The 20,231-nt window shown below is 61.4% G+C and carries 19 protein-coding genes; 10 read left to right on the top strand and 9 right to left on the bottom strand.

Features of this window, described 5'->3' with window-relative positions; genetic code table 11:
• The first annotated feature begins 105 nt into the window (after positions 1-105).
• Both htpX and ASF84_RS11350 read left to right on the top strand, forming a co-directional pair.
• Positions 106-993, top strand: a complete 888-nt coding sequence (gene htpX / locus ASF84_RS11355) for a protease HtpX (RefSeq protein ID WP_056838328.1) — start codon at positions 106-108, stop codon at positions 991-993.
• Positions 994-1,146: 153 nt separating this feature from the next.
• Complete coding sequence (locus ASF84_RS11350; RefSeq protein ID WP_056838326.1) at positions 1,147-1,914, top strand: DODA-type extradiol aromatic ring-opening family dioxygenase; 768 nt, start codon at positions 1,147-1,149, stop codon at positions 1,912-1,914.
• Between the two features lie 208 nt (positions 1,915-2,122).
• Here ASF84_RS11350 and ASF84_RS11345 read toward each other — a convergent pair whose 3' ends face one another.
• Together ASF84_RS11345 and ASF84_RS11340 are read right to left on the bottom strand one after the other, a co-directional pair.
• Entirely contained in the window at positions 2,123-3,841 is a 1,719-nt protein-coding gene (locus tag ASF84_RS11345; protein WP_177339464.1) for a DEAD/DEAH box helicase, read from the bottom strand.
• A 409-nt stretch (positions 3,842-4,250) separates the two neighbouring features.
• Positions 4,251-5,006 carry a spermidine synthase gene (locus tag ASF84_RS11340; protein WP_056838322.1) on the bottom strand — a complete coding sequence of 252 codons (756 nt, stop codon included), beginning with the start codon at positions 5,004-5,006 and terminating at the stop codon, positions 4,251-4,253.
• Between the two features lie 174 nt (positions 5,007-5,180).
• Here ASF84_RS11340 and ASF84_RS11335 point away from each other — a divergent pair, with 174 nt between their 5' ends.
• On the top strand, positions 5,181-6,527 hold the full coding sequence (locus ASF84_RS11335) for a class II 3-deoxy-7-phosphoheptulonate synthase (protein WP_056838319.1): 1,347 nt from the start codon (positions 5,181-5,183) through the stop codon (positions 6,525-6,527).
• Positions 6,528-6,558: 31 nt separating this feature from the next.
• Here the strand turns inward: ASF84_RS11335 and ASF84_RS11330 are convergent, their stop codons facing one another.
• Positions 6,559-7,305, bottom strand: coding sequence for a sulfite exporter TauE/SafE family protein (locus ASF84_RS11330; protein ID WP_056838317.1), 747 nt, complete (start codon positions 7,303-7,305; stop codon positions 6,559-6,561).
• Between the two features lie 126 nt (positions 7,306-7,431).
• Here ASF84_RS11330 and ASF84_RS11325 point away from each other — a divergent pair, with 126 nt between their 5' ends.
• From ASF84_RS11325 to ASF84_RS11315, 3 genes are all read left to right on the top strand, one after another.
• Positions 7,432-7,896, top strand: a complete 465-nt coding sequence (locus tag ASF84_RS11325; RefSeq protein WP_056838315.1) for a MarR family winged helix-turn-helix transcriptional regulator — start codon at positions 7,432-7,434, stop codon at positions 7,894-7,896.
• Positions 7,897-8,083: 187 nt separating this feature from the next.
• On the top strand, positions 8,084-10,183 hold the full coding sequence (locus ASF84_RS11320) for a TonB-dependent receptor (RefSeq protein WP_056838314.1): 2,100 nt from the start codon (positions 8,084-8,086) through the stop codon (positions 10,181-10,183).
• 304 nt (positions 10,184-10,487) lie between these two features.
• The gene (locus ASF84_RS11315) at positions 10,488-10,907 is read left to right on the top strand and encodes an organic hydroperoxide resistance protein (protein ID WP_056838312.1); all 420 of its coding nucleotides are present in this window, start codon (positions 10,488-10,490) and stop codon (positions 10,905-10,907) included.
• A 68-nt stretch (positions 10,908-10,975) separates the two neighbouring features.
• Here the strand turns inward: ASF84_RS11315 and ASF84_RS11310 are convergent, their stop codons facing one another.
• Both ASF84_RS11310 and earP read right to left on the bottom strand, forming a co-directional pair.
• Positions 10,976-11,545, bottom strand: coding sequence for an elongation factor P (locus ASF84_RS11310; protein WP_056838310.1), 570 nt, complete (start codon positions 11,543-11,545; stop codon positions 10,976-10,978).
• 99 nt (positions 11,546-11,644) lie between these two features.
• Complete coding sequence (earP, locus tag ASF84_RS11305) at positions 11,645-12,778, bottom strand: elongation factor P maturation arginine rhamnosyltransferase EarP (protein WP_056838307.1); 1,134 nt, start codon at positions 12,776-12,778, stop codon at positions 11,645-11,647.
• A 118-nt stretch (positions 12,779-12,896) separates the two neighbouring features.
• Here earP and ASF84_RS11300 point away from each other — a divergent pair, with 118 nt between their 5' ends.
• The 3 genes from ASF84_RS11300 to ASF84_RS11290 all read left to right on the top strand — a co-directional run bounded on the left by ASF84_RS11300 (position 12,897) and on the right by ASF84_RS11290 (position 14,110).
• Positions 12,897-13,286, top strand: a complete 390-nt coding sequence (locus tag ASF84_RS11300) for a hypothetical protein (protein ID WP_056838305.1) — start codon at positions 12,897-12,899, stop codon at positions 13,284-13,286.
• A gap of 3 nt (positions 13,287-13,289) precedes the next feature.
• Entirely contained in the window at positions 13,290-13,772 is a 483-nt protein-coding gene (locus ASF84_RS11295; protein ID WP_056838303.1) for a GreA/GreB family elongation factor, read from the top strand.
• A 140-nt stretch (positions 13,773-13,912) separates the two neighbouring features.
• Positions 13,913-14,110 carry a hypothetical protein gene (locus tag ASF84_RS11290; protein ID WP_056838301.1) on the top strand — a complete coding sequence of 66 codons (198 nt, stop codon included), beginning with the start codon at positions 13,913-13,915 and terminating at the stop codon, positions 14,108-14,110.
• A gap of 48 nt (positions 14,111-14,158) precedes the next feature.
• Here the strand turns inward: ASF84_RS11290 and ASF84_RS11285 are convergent, their stop codons facing one another.
• Positions 14,159-15,436 carry a serine/threonine transporter gene (locus tag ASF84_RS11285; RefSeq protein ID WP_056838298.1) on the bottom strand — a complete coding sequence of 426 codons (1,278 nt, stop codon included), beginning with the start codon at positions 15,434-15,436 and terminating at the stop codon, positions 14,159-14,161.
• 294 nt (positions 15,437-15,730) lie between these two features.
• On the opposite strand from ASF84_RS11285, the gene ASF84_RS11280 reads away from it, so the two are divergent.
• Positions 15,731-16,285: a TetR/AcrR family transcriptional regulator gene (locus ASF84_RS11280; RefSeq protein ID WP_056838296.1), complete on the top strand. Its 555-nt coding sequence runs from the start codon at positions 15,731-15,733 to the stop codon at positions 16,283-16,285.
• Here the strand turns inward: ASF84_RS11280 and fabF are convergent, their stop codons facing one another.
• From fabF to ASF84_RS11265, 3 genes are all read right to left on the bottom strand, one after another.
• The gene (fabF, locus tag ASF84_RS11275) at positions 16,286-17,560 is read right to left on the bottom strand and encodes a beta-ketoacyl-ACP synthase II (RefSeq protein WP_056838294.1); all 1,275 of its coding nucleotides are present in this window, start codon (positions 17,558-17,560) and stop codon (positions 16,286-16,288) included. It lies immediately after the preceding gene.
• Positions 17,561-17,718: 158 nt separating this feature from the next.
• Entirely contained in the window at positions 17,719-18,051 is a 333-nt protein-coding gene (locus ASF84_RS11270) for a ComEA family DNA-binding protein (RefSeq protein WP_056838292.1), read from the bottom strand.
• A 146-nt stretch (positions 18,052-18,197) separates the two neighbouring features.
• Positions 18,198-20,192: a polysaccharide biosynthesis protein gene (locus ASF84_RS11265; RefSeq protein WP_056838290.1), complete on the bottom strand. Its 1,995-nt coding sequence runs from the start codon at positions 20,190-20,192 to the stop codon at positions 18,198-18,200.
• Positions 20,193-20,231: the final 39 nt, after the last annotated feature.

Below are 20,231 nucleotides of genomic sequence, written 5' to 3'. Positions count from 1 at the left end.
GAAAACGACACAGTTTGAAATAGTCCCTCTGTTGAATAGCGACTGGCATCGCCTTATATACCCGGCATCGCGTTACATATTTGTTCCGAGGAGAACGTTTCGACCATGATGCGCATCTTGCTGTTTCTGGCCACCAACCTGGCGGTGGTGCTGATTGCCAGCATCACCCTGAGCCTGTTTGGCTTCAACGGGTTCATGGCGGCCAATGGGGTGGATCTGAACCTCAATCAGCTGCTGGTCTTCTGCGCCGTGTTTGGTTTTGCCGGCTCGTTGTTCTCGCTGCTGATCTCCAAATGGTCGGCAAAAATGAGCACCGGCACCCAGATCATCACCCAGCCGCGCACCCGCCATGAACAATGGTTGCTGCAAACCGTCGAGGAGCTGGCCCGCGAGGCGGGCATCAAGATGCCCGAGGTAGGCATCTTCCCGGCCTACGAGGCCAATGCCTTTGCCACCGGCTGGAACCGTAACGATGCACTGGTCGCGGTCAGCCAGGGCCTGCTGGAGCGCTTCTCGCCTGACGAGGTCAAGGCAGTGCTGGCCCACGAGATCGGTCATGTGGCCAATGGCGACATGGTGACCCTGGCCCTGGTGCAGGGCGTGGTGAACACCTTCGTGATGTTCTTTGCGCGCATCATCGGCAACTTTGTCGACAAGGTGATCTTCAAGACCGAGAACGGCCAGGGCGTGGCGTACTATATCACCACGATCTTCGCCGAACTGGTCCTGGGCTTTCTGGCCAGTGCCATTGTCATGTGGTTCTCGCGCAAGCGTGAATACCGCGCCGACGAAGCCGGTGCCCGCCTGGCCGGCACCCAGTCGATGATCGGTGCGCTGCAGCGCCTGCAGGCCGAACAGGGCGTGCCGGTGCAGATGCCGGCCACCCTGAGTGCCTTTGGCATCAACGGCGGCCTCAAGCACGGCCTGGCCGGCCTGTTCATGAGCCACCCGCCGCTCGAACAGCGCATCGAGGCCTTGCGCCAGCGCGGCTGACAGTGAGGGGGGAATGCAGAGGGGGCGACGCGAGTCGCCACTTTTGCTTTGGACACTTCAAGAAATTCGATGAATAAACCGCAGAACTTATATTAGATTCGGATCGTTGCTGTGCCTGAAGATAGGCCATCGCTCATCTTCAGGACGTCGCTCATGTTTCCCAGCCTGTTCATTTCCCACGGCTCGCCCATGCTGGCGCTGGAACCTGGCGCCAGTGGCCCGGCGTTGGCCCGCCTGGCTGCCGAATGGCCACGCCCACGCGCTATTGTCATCGTCTCGGCACACTGGGAAAGCGCTCACCTGAGCATCAACAGCAATCCGCAACCGGACACCTGGCACGACTTCGGTGGCTTTCCACCGGCACTGTTTGCCGTGCAGTACCCGGCCCCGGGTGCGCCTGAAGTGTCTCTCGAGGTTGCAAGGCTGCTTGAAGCCGCTGACCTGCCGGTGCAGTTCGACCGCCAGCGACCGTTCGACCATGGCGTCTGGGTGCCCCTGTCGCTGATGTACCCGCAGGCCGATATCCCGATCGTACAAGTGTCATTGCCAAGCCGGCAGGGTCCTGTGCTGCAGACGCAGGTGGGCAAGGCGCTGGCCGGGTTGCGCGAACAAGGGATTCTGATCATCGGTTCCGGCAGCATCACCCACAACCTGCGCGAGCTGGACTGGCAGGCCGGCCCCGAACACGCCACCGACTGGGCCCTGGCGTTTCGCGACTGGATGATCGAGCACCTGGTGCGCGATGATGAAGCGGCCCTGCACGATTATCGGCGCCTGGCACCGCACGCTGTGCGCAACCACCCCAGCGACGAACACCTGCTGCCACTGTACTTCGCCCGCGGCGCCGGGGGTGCGTTCAGCATTGCGCACCAGGGCTTTACCCTGGGGGCGCTGGGGATGGATATCTATCGTTTCGGCTGAGCCGACCGGGCGGCGCTTTACCTGCAGGACCGGCCGGGCGGCAACCCGCTTCAGCCGGGACGCAGGCGACGCCAGGTCTGTGCTGTGCCGTTCGCGGCTGAAGCCGCTCCTACGGGCAGGACCGGCCGGGCGTGTCATGCGACCCGCATGCAATACACAGGCAAAAAAAATCCCCGAACCAGTCGGGGATTTTTTCATTCAGACTGGATCAGTCTTCACGATACCGGCGCAGCTTCAATTGCTTACCGGCGACGCGGGTGTCCTTGAGCTTGGTCAGCAGACGCTCCAGGCCTTCTTCTGGCAGTTCAACCAGGCTGAAGCTGTCACGAATCTGGATACGACCGATCGCATCACGGGCCAGGCCACCTTCGTTGAGGATGGCGCCGAGCAGGTTCTTGGCGGCGATACCGTCACGCGCACCCAGCGCGGTACGGCAACGGGCACGGCCTTCGGCCAGTGGCAGCGGCGCACGACGCTCGCGCTCTGGACGATCACCGCGATCGGCACGGTCAGCACCGGAACGCTCAGGGCGATCGCCACGCGGGGCGTTGTTCGGCACCAGCGGACGCTCACGCTCGATGTCAGCCATGGTCAGCGCCTGGCCGAGGGTGGCCTTGCGCAGCAGGGCCGCAGCCAGGGCACGCGGCGAGCAACCGATGTCGACGGTCAGGCGGTCGAGCAGTTCACCATGGCTGGCTTCGGCATCGGCCACCAGCGGCGTCAGGCTGTTGGTCAGCTTCTTGATACGGGCGCTCAGAATGGTCTCGGCGTCCGGCAGGCGAACTTCGGCAACCTTCTGGCCAGTCACACGCTCGATGACCTGCAGCATGCGGCGTTCACGCGGGGTGACCAGCAGCAGCGCACGGCCTTCGCGACCGGCACGGCCGGTACGGCCGATACGGTGAACGTAGGATTCAGGATCGTACGGCATGTCGACGTTGAACACGTGGGTGATGCGCGGAACGTCCAGGCCGCGAGCGGCGACGTCGGTGGCAACCACGATGTCCAGGCGACCGTCCTTGAGCGAGTCGATGACGCGCTCACGCTGGTTCTGGGCAATGTCACCGTTCAGGGCAGCAGCCTTGTAGCCTTTGGCTTCCAGGGCGCTGGCCAGGTCCAGGGTGGCCTGCTTGGTACGCACGAACATGATCAGGGCGTCGAAGTCTTCGACTTCCAGCAGGCTCAGGACGGCGTTGGTCTTCTGGTCAGCGTGAACCAGCAGGTGAGCCTGCTCGATCTTGGTGACGGTCTGGGTCTTGGTCTGGATCTTGACGTGCTTCGGATCGCGTAGGTGGCGTTCGGCGATGGCACGGATCGACTGCGGCAGGGTGGCCGAGAACAGGACGGTCTGACGGGTTTCAGGCATGGCCTTGAAGATGACTTCAAGGTCATCCATGAAGCCCAGCTTGAGCATTTCGTCAGCCTCGTCGAGAACCAGGTGGTTCACGGTGGCGAGGACTTTTTCGTCACGACGCAGGTGGTCGCAAAGGCGGCCCGGGGTGGCGACGACGATTTGCGCGCCGTTGCGGATGGCCTTGAGCTGCGGGCCCATCGGCGCACCGCCGTAGACGGCCACGACGTTCACGCCTGGCATCTGCTTGGCGTAGGTTTCAAAGGCGGTGGCCACTTGCAGGGCCAGCTCGCGGGTGGGCGCCAGGATCAGGGCCTGGGGCTCACGCTTGCTCGGGTCGATACGGCTCAGGATAGGCAGAGCGAAGGCAGCGGTCTTACCGGTACCTGTCTGCGCCTGGCCGATCATGTCGTGGCCGGCAAGGATAATAGGGATCGATTGCTGCTGAATCGCCGAAGGCTCTTCGTAGCCTGTCGCGATGACGGCGGCAACAATACTTGGATGAAGGTCGAGAGCGGCGAAGCCGCCAATTTCCTGGGTCATGGGTCTGCCTCTGGTGCATCCGCAAAGACCCATGCTGCAAAGCTGCGCGTGCCGTGTACGACTCAAGAGTCACCCTGGCTGCTTTGTGGCGGGGATTTGCGAAAACAATTGATGAATGGATTAACCAGGGTAGTTCGCGTTACGAACATGCCACCGAAGCAGGCTCCGGTGAGTGCATCGCCTGGATAACGGCCCTGTAAAGGCCGGCGCGCACTATACCGGAATTAGCGGAAAAAGTGAGGGTTTTTTTATGAATACTTGCGTCCACCACGCCTGTTTAATGCGTGTTCATACCGACTTTCTGTGCCATGACCAGTGACACAAGGGCGATTATCCGGCTGCGCCTGCTAAAACGATTCATGTTCGGCGAAAAAGCCGGCCCCTCACCGTTGGTCGGGCGCGACAAAATGCCTCGCCCGTTGAACGGTTTTACAGCCTTTGTTCAGGTCGCCGGGCGCAGGTCGCGGATCAGTGTCTGCAGCGAGTAGCCAAGACGCGGCGCCAGGGCCTCGGCGCGCTCGATCAGCGATTCCTTGCACAGTTCCTGATCCAGATCGGCCGGCACAATCAGAATGACGTTGCCCTCCTTGACCGGCAACTCCCAGTAGTGCCGATGGTAGAGACCGCGAAACAACGCAGCGCCCAAGGGTCGGCCGTCATCGGCTGCCCACTGGTTAATGATGAGCCAGCCACCAGGATTCAGGCGTTTCTGGCAATTCTCCAGAAACACCCAGGCCAGGTGCCCGACACCAGGGCCGACATCGGTATACAGGTCGACGAAGATCAGGTCGGCGGGCTCTGCCGTCTCAAGCAGTTCCAGAGCATCACCGATACGCACGTACAGGCGCGGGTCATCGTCCAGCCCCATGTATTCCATGGCCAGGCGTGGCACCTCAGGGCGCAGTTCGATCGCCTCGACATCTTCCAGCGGCAGGAACTTCAGGCAGGCCTGGGTCAGGGTGCCGGCACCCAGGCCGAGAAACAAGGCACTGTCCGGCGCCTCGTGGCACAACGCACCGACCAGCATGGCGCGGGTGTAGTCGTATTCCAGCCAGCTGGGATCGGCGGTGAAGGTACAGCTTTGCTCGATGGCATCGCCGAATTCGAGGAAACGGTAGTCGTCCACTTCCAGTACGCGAATCTTGCCGAAGTCATCATGGACTTCAGCCAGAACCCGCTCTTCACGCTCGTGGGTCATGACCTCTCCTGGCGGCGCGCGCGTGCAAAGGCCACGCGCAAAACGGGAATTGTCGACCAAGCGGGCGGTTTTGTCGACGCAGCAAGCGGCAAACAGGCCTCGGCGCGGTTGTGATGCAATGGCAACAGCCCCTACCATGCCGCTTTCGATCAGCCCTGATAAAGAGTGCTTACAATGAAGCCAACATGGAGCCCGGACAGCTGGCGAGCCTTGCCGATCCAGCAGCAACCCCTCTACCCCGATGCTGCGCATGTGCAGCGGGTCGAGCAGAGCCTGGCCAGTTTTCCGCCGCTGGTGTTTGCCGGCGAAGCCCGCGAGCTGCGTCGCCAGTTTGCCGAGGTCACCCAGGGCCGTGCGTTTCTGTTGCAAGGCGGCGATTGCGCCGAGAGCTTCGCCGAATTTTCAGCCGCCAAGATTCGCGACACCTTCAAGGTATTGCTGCAGATGGCGATTGTCATGACCTTTGCCGCCGGTTGCCCGGTGGTCAAGGTCGGGCGCATGGCCGGGCAGTTTGCCAAGCCTCGCTCGTCCAACGATGAAACCCTCGAGGGCGTCACCCTGCCCGCCTACCGCGGCGATATCGTCAATGGCATCGGCTTTGATAGCAAAAGCCGCGTACCGGACCCCGATCGCCTGCTGCAGGCGTATCACCAGTCCACCGCCACCCTCAACCTGCTGCGCGCCTTTGCCCAGGGCGGCTTTGCCGACCTGCACCAGGTGCACCAGTGGAACCTGGACTTCATCGCCAACTCGGCGCTGGCGCAAAAGTACGGACAACTGGCCGACCGCATCGACGAAACCCTGGCGTTCATGCGCGCCTGCGGCCTGGACACCGCGCCGCAACTGCGCGAAACCAGCTTTTTCACCGCCCATGAAGCCCTGCTGCTCAATTACGAAGAAGCCTTCGTGCGCCGCGACAGCCTGACCCAGGATTTCTACGACTGCTCGGCGCACATGCTGTGGATCGGCGACCGTACCCGGCAACTGGACGGCGCCCATGTCGAATTCTTGCGTGGGGTGCACAACCCTATCGGCGTCAAGGTCGGGCCGAGCATGAACACCGAAGACCTGATCCGCCTGATCGATGTGCTCAACCCGGACAATGACCCCGGACGCCTGAACCTGATCGCGCGCATGGGTGCCGACAAGGTCGGTGACCATCTGCCGGCCCTGATTCGCGCCGTCGAACGCGAAGGCCGCCAGGTGCTGTGGAGTTCGGACCCGATGCATGGCAACACGATCAAGGCCAGCAGCGGTTACAAGACCCGGGACTTTGCGCAGATCCTCAGCGAAGTGAAGCAATTCTTCCAGGTACACCAGGCCGAAGGCACGCATGCCGGCGGCATTCATATCGAGATGACCGGACAGAACGTCACCGAATGCATCGGGGGCGCGCGCCCGATCACCGAAGACGGCCTGTCGGATCGCTACCACACCCACTGCGACCCGCGCATGAACGCCGACCAGTCGCTGGAACTGGCCTTCCTGATTGCCGACACCCTCAAGGGCGTGCGTGCCTGAGCACGTACAACTGCAAGCTTCACGCTGCGCTCTAGCCCTTCAAGGCCAGGGCCGCAGCACAGAACATCAGAAACACGCAGAACAGGGTGCGCAACCGCCGCTCGGGCAGCGAATGGGCCAGCTTGACGCCCCAGCTGATACTGGCCAGGCCGCCGATGGCCAACGGTATGCCCATGTGCCAGTCGACATGCTGGTGCCAGGCATAGGTCAGCAAGGTAATGCCGGTGCTGGGGGCTGCCAGTGCCAGTGCCAGGCCCTGGGCCACCACCTGGCTGGTGCCGAACACACTGGTGAGAACCGGCGTGGCCACCACACCGCCGCCGACCCCGAACAGACCGCCGGTCACGCCCGACACGATGCCCAGCATCCACAACCGGCGCTCATGCCTGAGACCGGCACCCACGCGTGCGCTGCTGCGCACCATCTGCATCAGATTGAAAACAATCAGCACCAGCAAGAACAGCACAAAGGCCAGACGCATGCCTTGCGGGTCCAGGCGCACCGCCCACAGCGATGTGATCCAGGCAAAGACAAAGCTGGGCACGATCAACTGCAAGGCATGCCTGAGGCGGATCCGGTTGCGCTGGTTGTAACGCCAGAGTGCCAGCAACACATTAGGCAACACCATCAACAAGGCCGTGCCCTGGGCCAGTTGCTGGTCCAGGCCGAACAGCACACCCAGCGCCGGAATCGCCACCAGCCCGCCACCAATCCCGAACAAGCCGCCCAGGGTGCCCATGGCGGCCCCGAGCACGATGAACATCACCACCTCAATCACTGGGTTTCCTCGATAAAACAGTCAAGACATCACAGCCTGCCTATCCCTGCGCCGATGAATTATCTGGCGCATTAAAGATCGCAGCACTAAATTAAACCTATTGTTCGCTACTGCCCTGGATAACCCATGACTGGCCCAAAAACCGACGACACCCCTGCCTGCGATGCACTGCGCCTGGATAACCAGTTGTGTTTCGCGCTGTATTCCACTTCATTGTCGATGACCAAGGTCTACAAGCCCCTGCTCCAGGCACTGGGCCTGACCTATCCACAATACCTGGCCATGCTGGTGCTCTGGGAACAGGATGGCCTGACCGTAGGCGACGTCAGTACGCGCCTGCTGACCGATCCCGGCTCACTGACACCCTTGCTCAAACGCCTCGAAAGCGAAGGCCTGATCAGCCGCACACGCAGTAAACAGGATGAGCGTGTGGTGTTATTGCACCTGACCGAGCAAGGCCGTGCCTTGCAGCACAAAGCCCTCAGCGTCCCCAATTGCATTCTTTCGGCCAGCGGGCTGGAACTGGACACGCTGCGCGAGCTGCAAGAACAACTGGTGGGTCTGCGTGACAGTTTGCAAAAGCACTTGTAGACCGCGTTCAGACAGCAAGACTCGCCAAAGGCAGAATGTGTCTAGGATAACCTTTACCGGCGACCAAGACACACCCTGTAACAACTGCGTAACACAGGGGAAAAAGAAGGCTTAGCAGCAGCAAATAGCAAGCATTACCATTCGCATCCTAAAATCATAATGCCCCACACTCAGGATGCATCACCCCATGTCTGCCCCTTCCCGCCTTACGCCGCTGGCCCTTGGTATTTCGGCCTTGCTCGGCGCCGGCCTTGCCTGTGCTGCCCCGACCTCCCTGCCTGCCACATCGATCAACGCCGACGTTGAACAGGACGAATCCAGTCCCAGGGTCAAGGAGGTCAGCACCGCGACCCGTACTTCGACGCCTGTGCGCTATGTGCCGCAGGCCATCGATACGGTCAAGACCGCCAATGTGCTCGATTACGGTACCCAGGACCTGGGCACGGCCTTGAGCGGCCTGCCCAACGTCAGCAACAGCGCCGACACCCGCTTCGATGGCCTGCGCATTCGCGGCTTCGATGCCAGTAACGACTTTTATCTGGACGGCATTCGCGACGACAGCCAGTACGTGCGCGACCTGCATAATATCGAGCGGCTCGAGGTGCTCAAGGGGCCGGCAGCCGTGCTTTACGGACGCGGCAGCCAGGGCGGCATCGTCAACCGGGTCAGCAAGACCCCGCAGGCCGGGCGTCGCTCGACGATCGAAGCCCAGGGCGGCAGCGAAGACCTGCGCAGCCTGTATGCCGACCTGAGCGCCGACCCCAGCGAGACCATCAGCCTGCGCCTGAACATGGGCAACATGGACAGCAACAGTTTTCGCGATGACATTTCCAGCCATCGGCAATTGTTCGCCCCCTCGATGAGCTGGCAACTCACCCCACGCCTGAACTGGCTGGTGCAGTACGAATACAGCCGCTTCGACCGCACCCCGGATCGCGGCATCCCGGGCGTCGACGGGCGTCCGGCCGATGTCGGGCGTGACACCACCTATGGCAGCAGCGGCGACTTCATCGATGACAAGGCGCAATCGCTGCGCTCACGCTTGAGTTATGAACTCAACGACAATTGGCAGGTACGTCAGACCCTGGGCGTGTTCAAGCTCGACAGCGATTTCGACAACACCTACCAGACCGCCTATGACGCCACCACCGGCCGGGTCACCCGCCAGCACTGGCAGCAGGACCTGCGCACCCGCAATGTCTTCAATAACATCGAGTTTGAAGGCAGCGTCGACACCTTCGGCCTGGAGCATCGCCTGCTCACCGGCATCGAAACCGGCAGCCAGCGGCGTGATCCCAAGCTGTACACCGCGGCGACCAGTGGCGCGGGCAGCCAGCCGGTGCCCTCGCTGAATCTCTTCAACCCTGACCGCAACCAGCGCCATACCGGCCTGATGACGCCTTCAAGCAGCAACTACACCGAAGTGGAAAGCCGTGCCCTGTATGTGCAGGATCAATTGCGCCTCAACGATCAGTGGCAACTGCTGGGTGGCCTGCGCTACGACCGCTTCGAGGTCGAGACCACCAACCGTCTGCGTAATATCCATGAAGAACGCGACAGCCACAGCACCAGCCCGCGGGTGGGCGTGGTCTGGACGCCGCTGGTCGATCACTCGTTCTACGCCTCCTGGACCAAGACCTTCTCGCCGGTCGGCGGTGGCCTGATCGGCATTACGCCGGGGGCCACGGGCAACACCAATGACCTGAGCCCGGAGTTGACCAAGCAGAAGGAAATCGGCGTCAAGAGCGACTGGCTGGACGATCGCCTCAGCACCACCCTGGCCGTCTACGAGCTGGAACTCTATAACCGTCGCACCAGCGACCCGGACAATCCGGGCCTGACCCTGCTGTCGGGCCTGCAGCGCTCGCGCGGCATCGAACTGACGGCCACCGGTCAACTGGGTGGCCACTGGTCGATGCGCGGTGGCATCGGCCTGCAGGACGCAACGATCGTCGAGGACAACAACGGCCTTGAAGGCAATCGGGTCAGCAACGTCGCCAAGCGCAACGCCAGCCTGTTCGTGACCTGGAAACCGGAAATGGGCTGGTACGCCGAAAGCGGCCTGACCCTGGTCGGCCAGCGTTATGCCGACAACCAGAACACCACGGTCCTGCCCGGCTATGGCCGCTGGGACGCGCTGGCCGGCTATCGCCAGAAGGACTGGGACCTGCGGGCGGCGCTGAACAACATCAACGACCGAACCTATTACAGCTCGGCCACCAGCGCCGCCCAGATCCGTTTGGGTGACCCGCGCAGCGTGGTGGTGACAGGGACCTACAGCTTCTGACCTGCCCGTCCTCATCAAACCCGAATAACGTGCCGGCTCTCTGCGGCTGACATGGCCTTGTAGGAGCGCGCTTGCCCGCGACCGGCTGCGTTAGCAGTCGTAAATTTGCAGCGTTTCCGAGATTTCTGCGAGCGCTACGCACTCGGTCGCGGTGGTCCGGCATTCCGGCAAGCGCGCTCCTACAGCCACAGTCCATATTTTCAAAAATTAACTTGCGCGCAAACTAATCACGGAGTACAGTCGCCTCACATTCAGTTAGCGCGCTAAACTTTAGCGCGCAACACCACTCCTGCGAGGACATGCCATGCAAGCGCTCTACACTGCTGTTGCCACATCCACCGGTGGCCGTGACGGTCGTGCGATTTCCAGCGACCAGATTCTCGACGTCAAGCTGGCCACGCCCAAGGAACTCGGCGGTGCAGGCGGTGCAGCCACCAACCCTGAGCAGCTGTTTGCCGCCGGTTACTCGGCCTGCTTCATTGGTGCCCTGAAATTCGTTGCAGGACAAGCCAAGCGCAGCATCCCGGCCGATGCGTCGATCACCGCCCATGTCGGCATCGGCCAGATCCCTGGCGGTTTTGGCCTGGACATCGACCTGCACATCAACCTGCCCGGCCTGGAGCAGGCTGACGCCCAGCAACTGGTCGATGCCGCCCACCTGGTGTGCCCGTACTCCAACGCCACCCGTGGCAATGTCGATGTGCGCCTGCACGTCACGGTCTGATCAAACACCAGGCACAAAAAAGCCCGCAATCATTGCGGGCTTTTTTGTGGGCGCTTACAAAGCAGTGCTTATTTGGCACGGCCTTTGTAGGAACCGCCTTCGCGGGTGTCGATCTCGATCATGTCGCCGATCTCGATGAAGTCAGCCACGCTCAGCTCGGTGCCGTTTTTCAGTTTGGCAGGCTTCATGACCTTGCCCGACGTGTCGCCACGAGCGGAACCTTCGGTGTAGTCGATCTGGCGCACGATGGTGGTCGGCAGTTCTACCGAAACCAGGCGCTCTTCGAAGAACACGGCTTCGCAGACGTCGGTCATGCCTTCTTCGACGAAAGGCAGAACGGACTCGATGTCTTCGGCGTTCAGTTCGTACATGGTGTAGTCAGTGGTGTCCATGAACGTGTAGGTGTCACCGCTGATGAAAGACAGGGTGGCTTCCTTGCGGTCCAGAATCACGTCGTCCAGCTTGTCGTCTGCACCGTACACGGTCTCGGTCTTGTAACCGGTCAGCAGGTTCTTCAGCTTGGTCTTCATGATGGCGCTGTTACGACCGGACTTGGTGAACTCGGCCTTTTGCACCAGCCAAGGATCGTTGTCGATACGGATCACGGTACCGGGTTTCAGCTCTTTACCAGTTTTCATTGCATATATCCGAAATTGGATGGAATTAACCAAAGGCTCTGTACGAGAAATAGCCTGCGCAGGCAGTTTCCGTACAGAGCCTTATATCAAGGCCGCGTATCATAGCGAATTTCGGTAAAACTGTACCAGCGCCTGCGCAAGATCAGGCCTTGATGCCTGCTGTTGGCACCAGACGCCGGCCTGTTGGCGTATCTGTGGCCAGTGCCCGGACAAGCGCCGCCAATACTCGCCAAGCGGCTGGCCTGCGCTCCAGGAGCGCCACAGCCCGGCCATGGCTTGTGCGGCTTCGGCTGAAAGCCCGGCGCAGTAAAGATCAAGAAACGCATCGAGCTTGGGCTCATGCGCGTCGCCGTCCTGCTGATAAATGTGCCACAGCATCGGCCTTCCTGCCCACTGCGCACGCACGAACGAGTCTTCGCCGCGCACGACATTGAAGTCACAACACCACAGTAGACGGTCGTAATCCTGCTGCGGGACGAACGGTACGATCTGCACCGTCAGGGCCCCGCGCCGACGAAGGGTGCCGACCGGCAAGTCCGCCTCCCCCAGCCAGCGCTGCAAATCCCCGAGAATGCGCCCTGGCGGCACCAGCAAATGAGAAACCCGGGCCTCGCCGGCCAGTTCATCCAGCCAACTGCCCAGCTGCGGGTTCTCATAGGCGAACAGCGAGATCAACCGCGCACCCGCTTCAGGTTTAACGCCCAACGCCTGCAGGAAATCGCGCTGCGCCTGAGGATCGGTCACAAAAGCCTGACGTTGCGCGATCAGGTTCTGTTCGCGCAACAGGCCACCGGTGCGGTCGTTGAAGCCGGGAAAGAAAAAGAACTTCTTCAGCCCGTTGGCCTGCGGCGACGGCAGGCCATGACACCCGCTGACCCAGTCTTCGGCACTCAGATAATCCAGGTTCAGCCACAGCGGCCGGGGGTTGCGTTGCAGCATGGCCTCGGTATAGGCCGACGGCAGGCGACAGGCAAAGGCTTCGAGTACCCCATCGGGGACGGAGGTCGGCAGCCAGGGCTCGGACCAGTGACAGATCTGTACCCCCCATTGCCACTGTACAGCGGCGGTACCGTCGGCCTGCGGACACAGGCGCACAAAGGCGGCCAGGTCGTTGATCCACAGGCGCACGGCACAGTTGTGCTCGGCGACCAATTGGCGCGCCAGACGCCAGGTAACGCCTGCATCACCGTAGTTATCCACGACATCGCAAAAGATGTCCCAAGAGGCTTGCATCACGGCTCCGTATGGCCAGGCAGATTAAAAGTCGATTGTCCGTCAGATCCGGCCGCTTGCACCAGCGCCGCTCATGGCACAATTACCCCCTGTCGTCCCGCGCCCGGAAGTGACCGCCATGTCGTCCCACAGCAATCGTCGCGAAGTCTATGTCTCTCTCAAGCTGATCCTGTGCATTGCCCTGGGCATCTGGCTGGGGGTGGTGGCCGTCGTGCTGACCGGCCTGCTGCTGTACAAGGCCCTGCCCGCCGAGCAGACCCGCCCTCTGGAAGCGGCCGCCCAGCGCCTGACCGAGCCACCGGCCGCCCCGGTCGAGACCCAGCCCGGCGCGCTGTTCGACAAGTACCAGCAAAGCCTGCGTGAAAGCGAAGCCCGCCAGGCCCGCGAATACGCTGACAGCCAGCGCAAGAACACCTTCAACCGTGCCAAGTGCGATTTCTGGCTGCAGCAGGACCGTACCGCGCCCAGCGACAAGAGCCGTGCCGGCGTCACCGAATTCTGTGGATAAGCCATGAACAAGACCCACCTGCTGCAGCTGATCATCGAGCGCCTGGCGTTCGACCTGGACATCGCCCAGCGTGCGGCCCAGACCGCTTATGAAGCGGCGACCCACGAAGAGAACATTGCCGAGAACAAGTACGACACGCTGGGCCTGGAGGCGTCATATCTGGCCGCCGGGCAGGCGCGCCGCGTCGAGGAAATCCGTCAGGCCGTGACCCTGTACCGCCAGGCACCGGCCAGGCCGTTCGATCAGTCACGCGGTATTCAGGTGGGTGACCTGGTGACCCTGGAAAGTGCCAGCGGCGACGTGCGCCATCTGTTCCTCGGCCCGGAGGCCGCCGGGCTTAAAATCCAGGCGGACGATTGCCTGGTGACGGTCATCACCGCTCGGGCACCCTTGGGCCAGAGCCTGGTGGGCAAACTGGAAGGCGATGAGGTCGCGATCGTGGTCAACGGGGAACGCCAGGTGTTCGACGTCACACAGGTGCTGTGACAGGCCCCGCATTTACGGGCTTGCCCGTGCACGGAGTTTCTGGTTAAGGTGCGTCGTCGCTACGTTTAAAGTGCGATATGAGCGCACTACGTGAAAGCGACGGGGCAGTACGACAAGGACCATTCCCAAGGAGATTTTTCATGACGAACGTCATTGCATTCCCTGACGCCCATGAACGTGATCGCCTGAAGTCCAGCGAAAGTCCGGCGTTGAGATACCTGAGCAAGAAAGAGCAATTACTGATCGACCAACTGCGCCTGACCAGTCATGCAGGCCGCCAGTACGTCCATGAGTACGCCAGCATCATGTACATGACCCGCCCCCTGCACCCCAACTGAAGCGCCGTCACGAAGCCCCGCCTGATGGCAGGGCTTTGCGATGCCCTGTCAGTGCGCCAGCGACCAGACCAGTGCCGAGATGGCCACGACCCCGGCTGCCACCACGAACGCGTTGGACAGCTTGCCGGCGTATTGGCGCATGGCTGGCACTTTGCGGATGGCGTACATCGGCATCAGGAACAACAGGACCGAGATCACCGGGCCGCCCAGTTTTTCGATCATGCCCAGAATGCTCGGGTTCAGGATGGCCACGATCCAGCACACCAGCAGCATGGCCAGTGCAGTCAAGCGATCCAGGGCCTTGGCACCGGGACGCAGGCCGGACTTGAGCACCAGCCCCTTGAAGCCTTCGCTGGCGCCGATGTAGTGACCCAGGAACGACTTGGAGATAGCCACGAGCGCGATCAGCGGCGCCACCAGCTCAATGGTCGGGTTGCGGAAATGGTTGGCCAGGTAAGACAGGATCGACAGGTTCTGTTCCTTGGCTTCGGCCAGTTGCGCAGGCGACAGGGTCAGTACGCAGCTGAATACGAAGAACAGCACCATGAACACCATCAACAGGTGCGCACGTGCCAGGATCTGCGAGCTGCGCACTTCGGCCTGGTCACCGTAGCGGCGCTTCTGGTCAACGGCAAACGCCGAGATGATCGGCGTGTGATTGAACGAGAACACCATCACCGGAATGGCCAGCCACAGCGCCGGCAGAAAACTCGAAGGCTCGGGCAGGGTACTGGCGGTGCTGAGAATGCCGCCGTTCCAGTGCGGAATCAGAAACACCGACAGAAACAGCAACGAGACAATGAACGGATAGACCATCAGGCTCATGACCTTGACGATCACCCGCTCGCCGCAGCGCACCACCACCAGCAGGCCGAGAATCAACACGAAGGACAGCAGCGCACGCGGCGGCGGCTCAAGGTGCATCTGGTTCTGCAGGAAACTGCTGACCGTGTTGGTCAGGCCCACGCTGTAGATCAGCAGGATGGGGAAGATGGCGAAGAAATACAGCAGGGTGATCATTGCACCCGCGCCTTTGCCGAAATGCTCCTCGACCACGTCGGTAATGTCGCCACCCTTGCGACCCGAGAGCACGAAGCGAGTCAGCCCACGGTGCGCATAGAAGGTCATCGGAAAAGCCAGTACTGCCAGGGCCAGCAGCGGCCAGAAGCCGCCCATGCCGGCGCTGATGGGCAGAAACAAAGTGCCGGCGCCGATGGCGGTGCCGAACAGCCCGAGCATCCAGGTGGTATCGTGACGGTTCCACGCGGTACTGGCTGCGGGGGCTGTATCCAGGCGTTCTACGACGCCATTGGCCTGATCGTTCATCCGGTCGTGTCTCCGTTGCCGGTTAGCGCAAGTGCAGGACGCCGCAACAGGGTGTCGGAAAGGTCCGGCACCCCAGGAGTGGCAGTGCGGCGCCCACCCTGAAAAACAGGGTCGCGATTTTCCGCCATCAGCTAGGGAAAGCAAGAGTTATCGGATCAAAAGCGCATTAATCGGGCACTTTAGTGAAGATTACGAGCACCTTTACTGCGCCTCATGCACGGCCAGCGCATCATCAGGGCTGATCCATGCAAGAATGTCGCACCCTTATCAAGCGCCCTGATCAGGAGCCGTTGCATGCGTTACACCCAGGAGCACAAGACCCAGACCCACCAGAAAATCGTCGAGGAAGCGGCGGCACGTTTTCGCCGCGACGGTATCACTGCCACGGGCCTGCAACCCTTGATGAAGGCGCTGGGCCTGACGCACGGCGGTTTTTATGCGCATTTCAAGTCAAAGGACGATCTGGTTGAACAGGCTTTGCACTGCGCAGCCGAGCAATTGCGCACGCGTGTCGATGAGCTGCAGACGGATGAAAACCCGCTGCATGCATTTATCGACCTGTACTTGTCTGCCACCCACCGCGATCGCCCTGAACAAGGCTGCCCACTGCCGACCTTGTGTGCCGAGCTGGGTCAGCAGGGCCAACCCAGCGCCTTGACCGATCAAGCCCTGGGTCTGCGCCTGGCGTTTATCGAAAGCCAATTGCAAGGCCCCGAGGCAGGCATCAGGAGCCTGATGATGTTTTCGACCATGGCGGGCGCCTTGATGCTGGCGCGCAGCGTGCAAGACCCGCAACTGTCAGAGCACATTCTGCAAACGACTGCGGCGCGCCTCAAGCGTGAGTGCTGATCAGGCCGTCCAGCGCTTGAGCAGCAGGCTGGCGTTGACCCCGCCAAAACCGAAGCCATTGGACAGCGCGTATTCGATCGGCATCGAACGCGCCGTACCCTGCACAATATCGACACCCTGTGCCGCTTCATCCGGGTGATCGAGGTTCAGCGTGGCGGGCACCTTCTGGTCACGAATCGCCAGGGCGGTGAACACCGCCTCGATGCCGCCGGCCGCGCCCAACAGATGACCGGTGGCCGATTTGGTTGAAGTCACCGCCACCGCGCTCTGCTCGCCGAAAACCGCCTTGATCGCCGCCAGCTCGCCTTTGTCGCCGACCGGGGTCGAGGTGGCATGGGCATTGAGATGCTGCACCTGCGAGGCCTGGATGCCGGCCTGGCGAAGGGCCGCGCGCATGGCGCGTTGCGCCCCGCTGCCGTCCTCGGGGCCGGCCGTCAGGTGGTAGGCATCGGCACTGGTGCCATAGCCAACGATTTCGACGATCGGCGTGGCGCCCCGCGCCAGCGCATGCTCCAGTGATTCGATGACCAGCATGCCGGCGCCCTCGCCCATGACAAAACCGTCCCGGTCGCGATCAAACGGCCTCGAGGCCCGCTCGGGTGTTTCGTTGAAACCACTGGACAACGCCCTGGCGGCAGCAAAACCGGCCAGGCTGACCCGGTCAATGGCCGCCTCCGCACCACCACACACCGCGATGTCGGCCTCGCCGTCACGAATCATGCGTGCCGCATCACCAATTGCCTGCACGCCGGCGGCACAGGCCGTCACCGGCGCACCGAGCGGCCCCTTGAAACCGTGCTGGATCGACACATGCCCTGCTGCCAGATTGACCAGGAAAGACGGAATCGTGAACGGCGACAGCCGACGCGGACCACGGCTGTCGGTGATGCGCACCGCTTCGGCAATCGAACCGAAACCGCCTACCCCGGAACCGATCACCGTCGCCGTGCGTTCCTGCTCGGCCTCGGTGCCGGCGACCCAACCGGCCTGATTCAGTGCCTGCCTGGCAGCGGCCAGGGCAAACAGAATGAAACGGTCCATCTTCTTTTGCTCTTTGGCAGGCGCGGCCATCTCGGGATCGAAGCCGGCCACACTGTCCTGGTCAAGCCCAGGTACACGCCCCCCTACCTTTGTCGGCAGGTCCAGTACAACGTCTTCCGGCAAACGGACGATGCCCGAACGCCCTGCCAGCAGGCGTTGCCAGACTGTTTCAAGCCCGGTTCCCAGTGGTGTTACCAGCCCCATGCCGGTTATCACAATGCGACGCGCACTCATATAGACCCCTTGAGCAGACCTTTGACAGGCCTTCATATGTTGACCATCATTTAATCAGTCAATATGTCGACCGACATTCAATGTGTCAAGGCAGCTCACGAGGCACACAGACGCAAAAAGGCCGATCGATGATCGGCCTCTGGTACGCAGGAATGGATTTACTCGATGCTGATTCTGTCGCGATTGCGATCCAGCAGGGTCTTGCCGACGCCCTTGACTTCTAGCAGCTCATCGACCGAAGTGAAGTTGCCGTTGGTTTCACGGTACGCCACGATGGCACTGGCCTTGTTGGCTCCGATTCCCGACAGGTTCTTTTGCAGGGTATCGGCGTCGGCCGTGTTGATATTGGTCTTGTCGACTGATTGCTGCATCGCGGCCGTGGCCGCCTGGGGGGTTGCGGCAGCCGGAGCCGTTGGCGAATTGGCCATGGCGCCCATCGAAAAAGTGGCAAGCAGTGCAGTCAGCAAGGAAGAAAACAAGACATTGCGCATACAGGTACTCCATAGGTTCACAGGTTCGAGGCAGCATCCGGTGCTGCCCTTGCAAACTAGTTGAATCTACAGGCCCGCAACAGGGCCGGAGCGTGTCGGGGTATGTCCTTAAAAGCGCTTACAAATGCAGGTTGCAATACGCCTGTTCAGGGTTCCTGGCGGCGTTCCTGGTGAATCCAGTCGACGATTTCGCCATCGGGTGCATAGCCGCTGACCGTCTCGCGCAGCAACTGGCGGACGGTGTTGTAATCGTCGTCATTGACGGCAGTCAGCAGGCGGGTGAGCAACATTTTCATGGTTTCCCAAGGCAGGTAGTCCTCGCTGGCACTCATGATCATCGGGTGCTCGGTGGCCACGACGTTGTCACCGATCAGCAACTCTTCGTAAAGCTTCTCGCCCGGTCGCAGGCCGGTGAACTCGATGGAAATGTCACCGTGAGGGTTCTTTTCCGAACGAATGCTCAACCCTGAAAGATGGATCATCTTCTCGGCCAGTTCGATGATCCTCACCGGCTCACCCATGTCGAGCACGAATACATCGCCGCCCTGCCCCATGGAACCGGCCTGGATAACCAGTTGCGCGGCTTCCGGGATGGTCATGAAATACCGGGTGATCTTCGGGTGCGTCACCGTCAGCGGGCCGCCCGACTGGATCTGCTTGTGGAACAGCGGAATCACCGAACCTGACGAACCCAGCACGTTACCGAAGCGAACCATGCTGAAACGCGTCTTGTTGACCTGGTGCACGTTGGACTGGTCGCCGAACATCACCGGTGCGGCTTCACGGCTCAGGGCCTGGAGAATCATCTCGGACAAGCGCTTGGTGCTGCCCATCACGTTGGTGGGTCTGACGGCCTTGTCGGTGGAGATGAGCACGAAGTTCGAAACACCCGCCTGCAAGGCCGCCTGCGCGGTATTGAGCGTGCCGACCACATTATTGACAACGCCCTCGGCAATGTTGTGCTCGACCATGGGCACATGCTTGTAGGCCGCTGCGTGGTAGACCGTATCGACCTTCCAGGTCTTCATGATGTCGAGCAGACGAGGATGGTTGCGCACCGACCCCAGGATGGGCAACAGCTTGACGGTCAGCGACTCGCGACTGATGCGCTGCTCCAGCTCGCTGAGAATGGTGTAGAGGTTGAACTCGCTGTGATCGAACAACAACAGCACGGTGGGCTTGAGCAGCAGGATCTGCCGGCACAGTTCCGAGCCGATCGAGCCACCGGCCCCGGTCACCAGGACGGTCTGGCCCTTGATGCAGTGCTCCAGCAGGTTTTCGCGGGCCGGCACCGAATCACGCCCCAGCAGGTCGGCAATGTCGATTTCCTGCAAATCGTCGACCTTCACGCGTCCGGCCGCCAGGTCCATGAAACCGGGCACGCTGCGTACGTGCAACGGGAATCCTTCGAGGTAGCCCAGCACTTCACGGCGGCGACCACGGGTAGAGGATGGAATCGCCAGGAGGATCTCCTGGGCACCGGTGACCTCGATCATGCGCTGGATGTGCTTGGGCTTGTAGACCTGCAGGCCGGAGATGACACGATTGGAGATCGACTCGTCATCGTCGATAAAGGCCACCGGGCGCATCAGGCGTCCCATGCGCAGTGCTGCAACCAGCTGGTTGCCGGCGGCACCGGCGCCATAGATTGCCACTTTGCGCAGGCCATCGTCGCGGTTGGCGAACGGCACATGCTGAACGGCAGCGAACCAGTCACCCAGAAAGTACTGCCGCATCGCCAGGCGCAGCCCGCCGATCATGACCATGCTCAACCACCAGTAGTTGAACATGATCGAACGCGGCACGATCTGCTGGTGATTGCTGTAGGCGTAGACCATGCAGCCCAGGATCAGCGCAGACAACGTGACGGCCTTGATGATCGCAATCAGCGCATCATTGCCGAAGTAGCGCATCACCGCCCGGTACATGCCGAAACGGATGAACAGCGGGATCGCCACGACAGGCGCACTGATGAACAGCCAGGTGTGTTTCTCCAGCGGATTGATCAGGTCATCGACGCCCAGTCGAACAAGGAATGACGCCCACAGGGCAATCCAGACCAACAATACATCGGTCGAGACCTGGATTATTCGCTTTTGCCGACGCGGCAGCGCCAGCAGAAAAGCTCGCAATTTGCCCATGACTCCTTCAACCAATCCCTTTCACCTCGTTTGAATCCT

The sequence above is a fragment of the Pseudomonas sp. Leaf127 genome, assembly GCF_001423155.1.
Lineage (GTDB): Bacteria > Pseudomonadota > Gammaproteobacteria > Pseudomonadales > Pseudomonadaceae > Aquipseudomonas > Aquipseudomonas ovata.
The sequence above is the reverse complement of the archived record's forward strand: the minus strand, read 5'-3'. Positions and strand labels throughout refer to the sequence as shown.

What these genes read in the sequence shown, in the direction of transcription:
- htpX (WP_056838328.1), top strand. Translation starts at nt 106, where the DNA reads ATGATGCGCATCTTGCTGTTTCTGGCCACCAACCTGGCGGTGGTGCTG.
- ASF84_RS11350 (WP_056838326.1), top strand. Translation starts at nt 1,147, where the DNA reads ATGTTTCCCAGCCTGTTCATTTCCCACGGCTCGCCCATGCTGGCGCTG.
- ASF84_RS11345 (WP_177339464.1), bottom strand. Translation starts at nt 3,841, where the DNA reads ATGGGTCTTTGCGGATGCACCAGAGGCAGACCCATGACCCAGGAAATT.
- ASF84_RS11340 (WP_056838322.1), bottom strand. Translation starts at nt 5,006, where the DNA reads ATGACCCACGAGCGTGAAGAGCGGGTTCTGGCTGAAGTCCATGATGAC.
- ASF84_RS11335 (WP_056838319.1), top strand. Translation starts at nt 5,181, where the DNA reads ATGAAGCCAACATGGAGCCCGGACAGCTGGCGAGCCTTGCCGATCCAG.
- ASF84_RS11325 (WP_056838315.1), top strand. Translation starts at nt 7,432, where the DNA reads ATGACTGGCCCAAAAACCGACGACACCCCTGCCTGCGATGCACTGCGC.
- ASF84_RS11320 (WP_056838314.1), top strand. Translation starts at nt 8,084, where the DNA reads ATGTCTGCCCCTTCCCGCCTTACGCCGCTGGCCCTTGGTATTTCGGCC.
- ASF84_RS11315 (WP_056838312.1), top strand. Translation starts at nt 10,488, where the DNA reads ATGCAAGCGCTCTACACTGCTGTTGCCACATCCACCGGTGGCCGTGAC.
- ASF84_RS11310 (WP_056838310.1), bottom strand. Translation starts at nt 11,545, where the DNA reads ATGAAAACTGGTAAAGAGCTGAAACCCGGTACCGTGATCCGTATCGAC.
- earP (WP_056838307.1), bottom strand. Translation starts at nt 12,778, where the DNA reads ATGCAAGCCTCTTGGGACATCTTTTGCGATGTCGTGGATAACTACGGT.
- ASF84_RS11300 (WP_056838305.1), top strand. Translation starts at nt 12,897, where the DNA reads ATGTCGTCCCACAGCAATCGTCGCGAAGTCTATGTCTCTCTCAAGCTG.
- ASF84_RS11295 (WP_056838303.1), top strand. Translation starts at nt 13,290, where the DNA reads ATGAACAAGACCCACCTGCTGCAGCTGATCATCGAGCGCCTGGCGTTC.
- ASF84_RS11290 (WP_056838301.1), top strand. Translation starts at nt 13,913, where the DNA reads ATGACGAACGTCATTGCATTCCCTGACGCCCATGAACGTGATCGCCTG.
- ASF84_RS11285 (WP_056838298.1), bottom strand. Translation starts at nt 15,436, where the DNA reads ATGAACGATCAGGCCAATGGCGTCGTAGAACGCCTGGATACAGCCCCC.
- ASF84_RS11280 (WP_056838296.1), top strand. Translation starts at nt 15,731, where the DNA reads ATGCGTTACACCCAGGAGCACAAGACCCAGACCCACCAGAAAATCGTC.
- fabF (WP_056838294.1), bottom strand. Translation starts at nt 17,560, where the DNA reads ATGAGTGCGCGTCGCATTGTGATAACCGGCATGGGGCTGGTAACACCA.
- ASF84_RS11270 (WP_056838292.1), bottom strand. Translation starts at nt 18,051, where the DNA reads ATGCGCAATGTCTTGTTTTCTTCCTTGCTGACTGCACTGCTTGCCACT.
- ASF84_RS11265 (WP_056838290.1), bottom strand. Translation starts at nt 20,192, where the DNA reads ATGGGCAAATTGCGAGCTTTTCTGCTGGCGCTGCCGCGTCGGCAAAAG.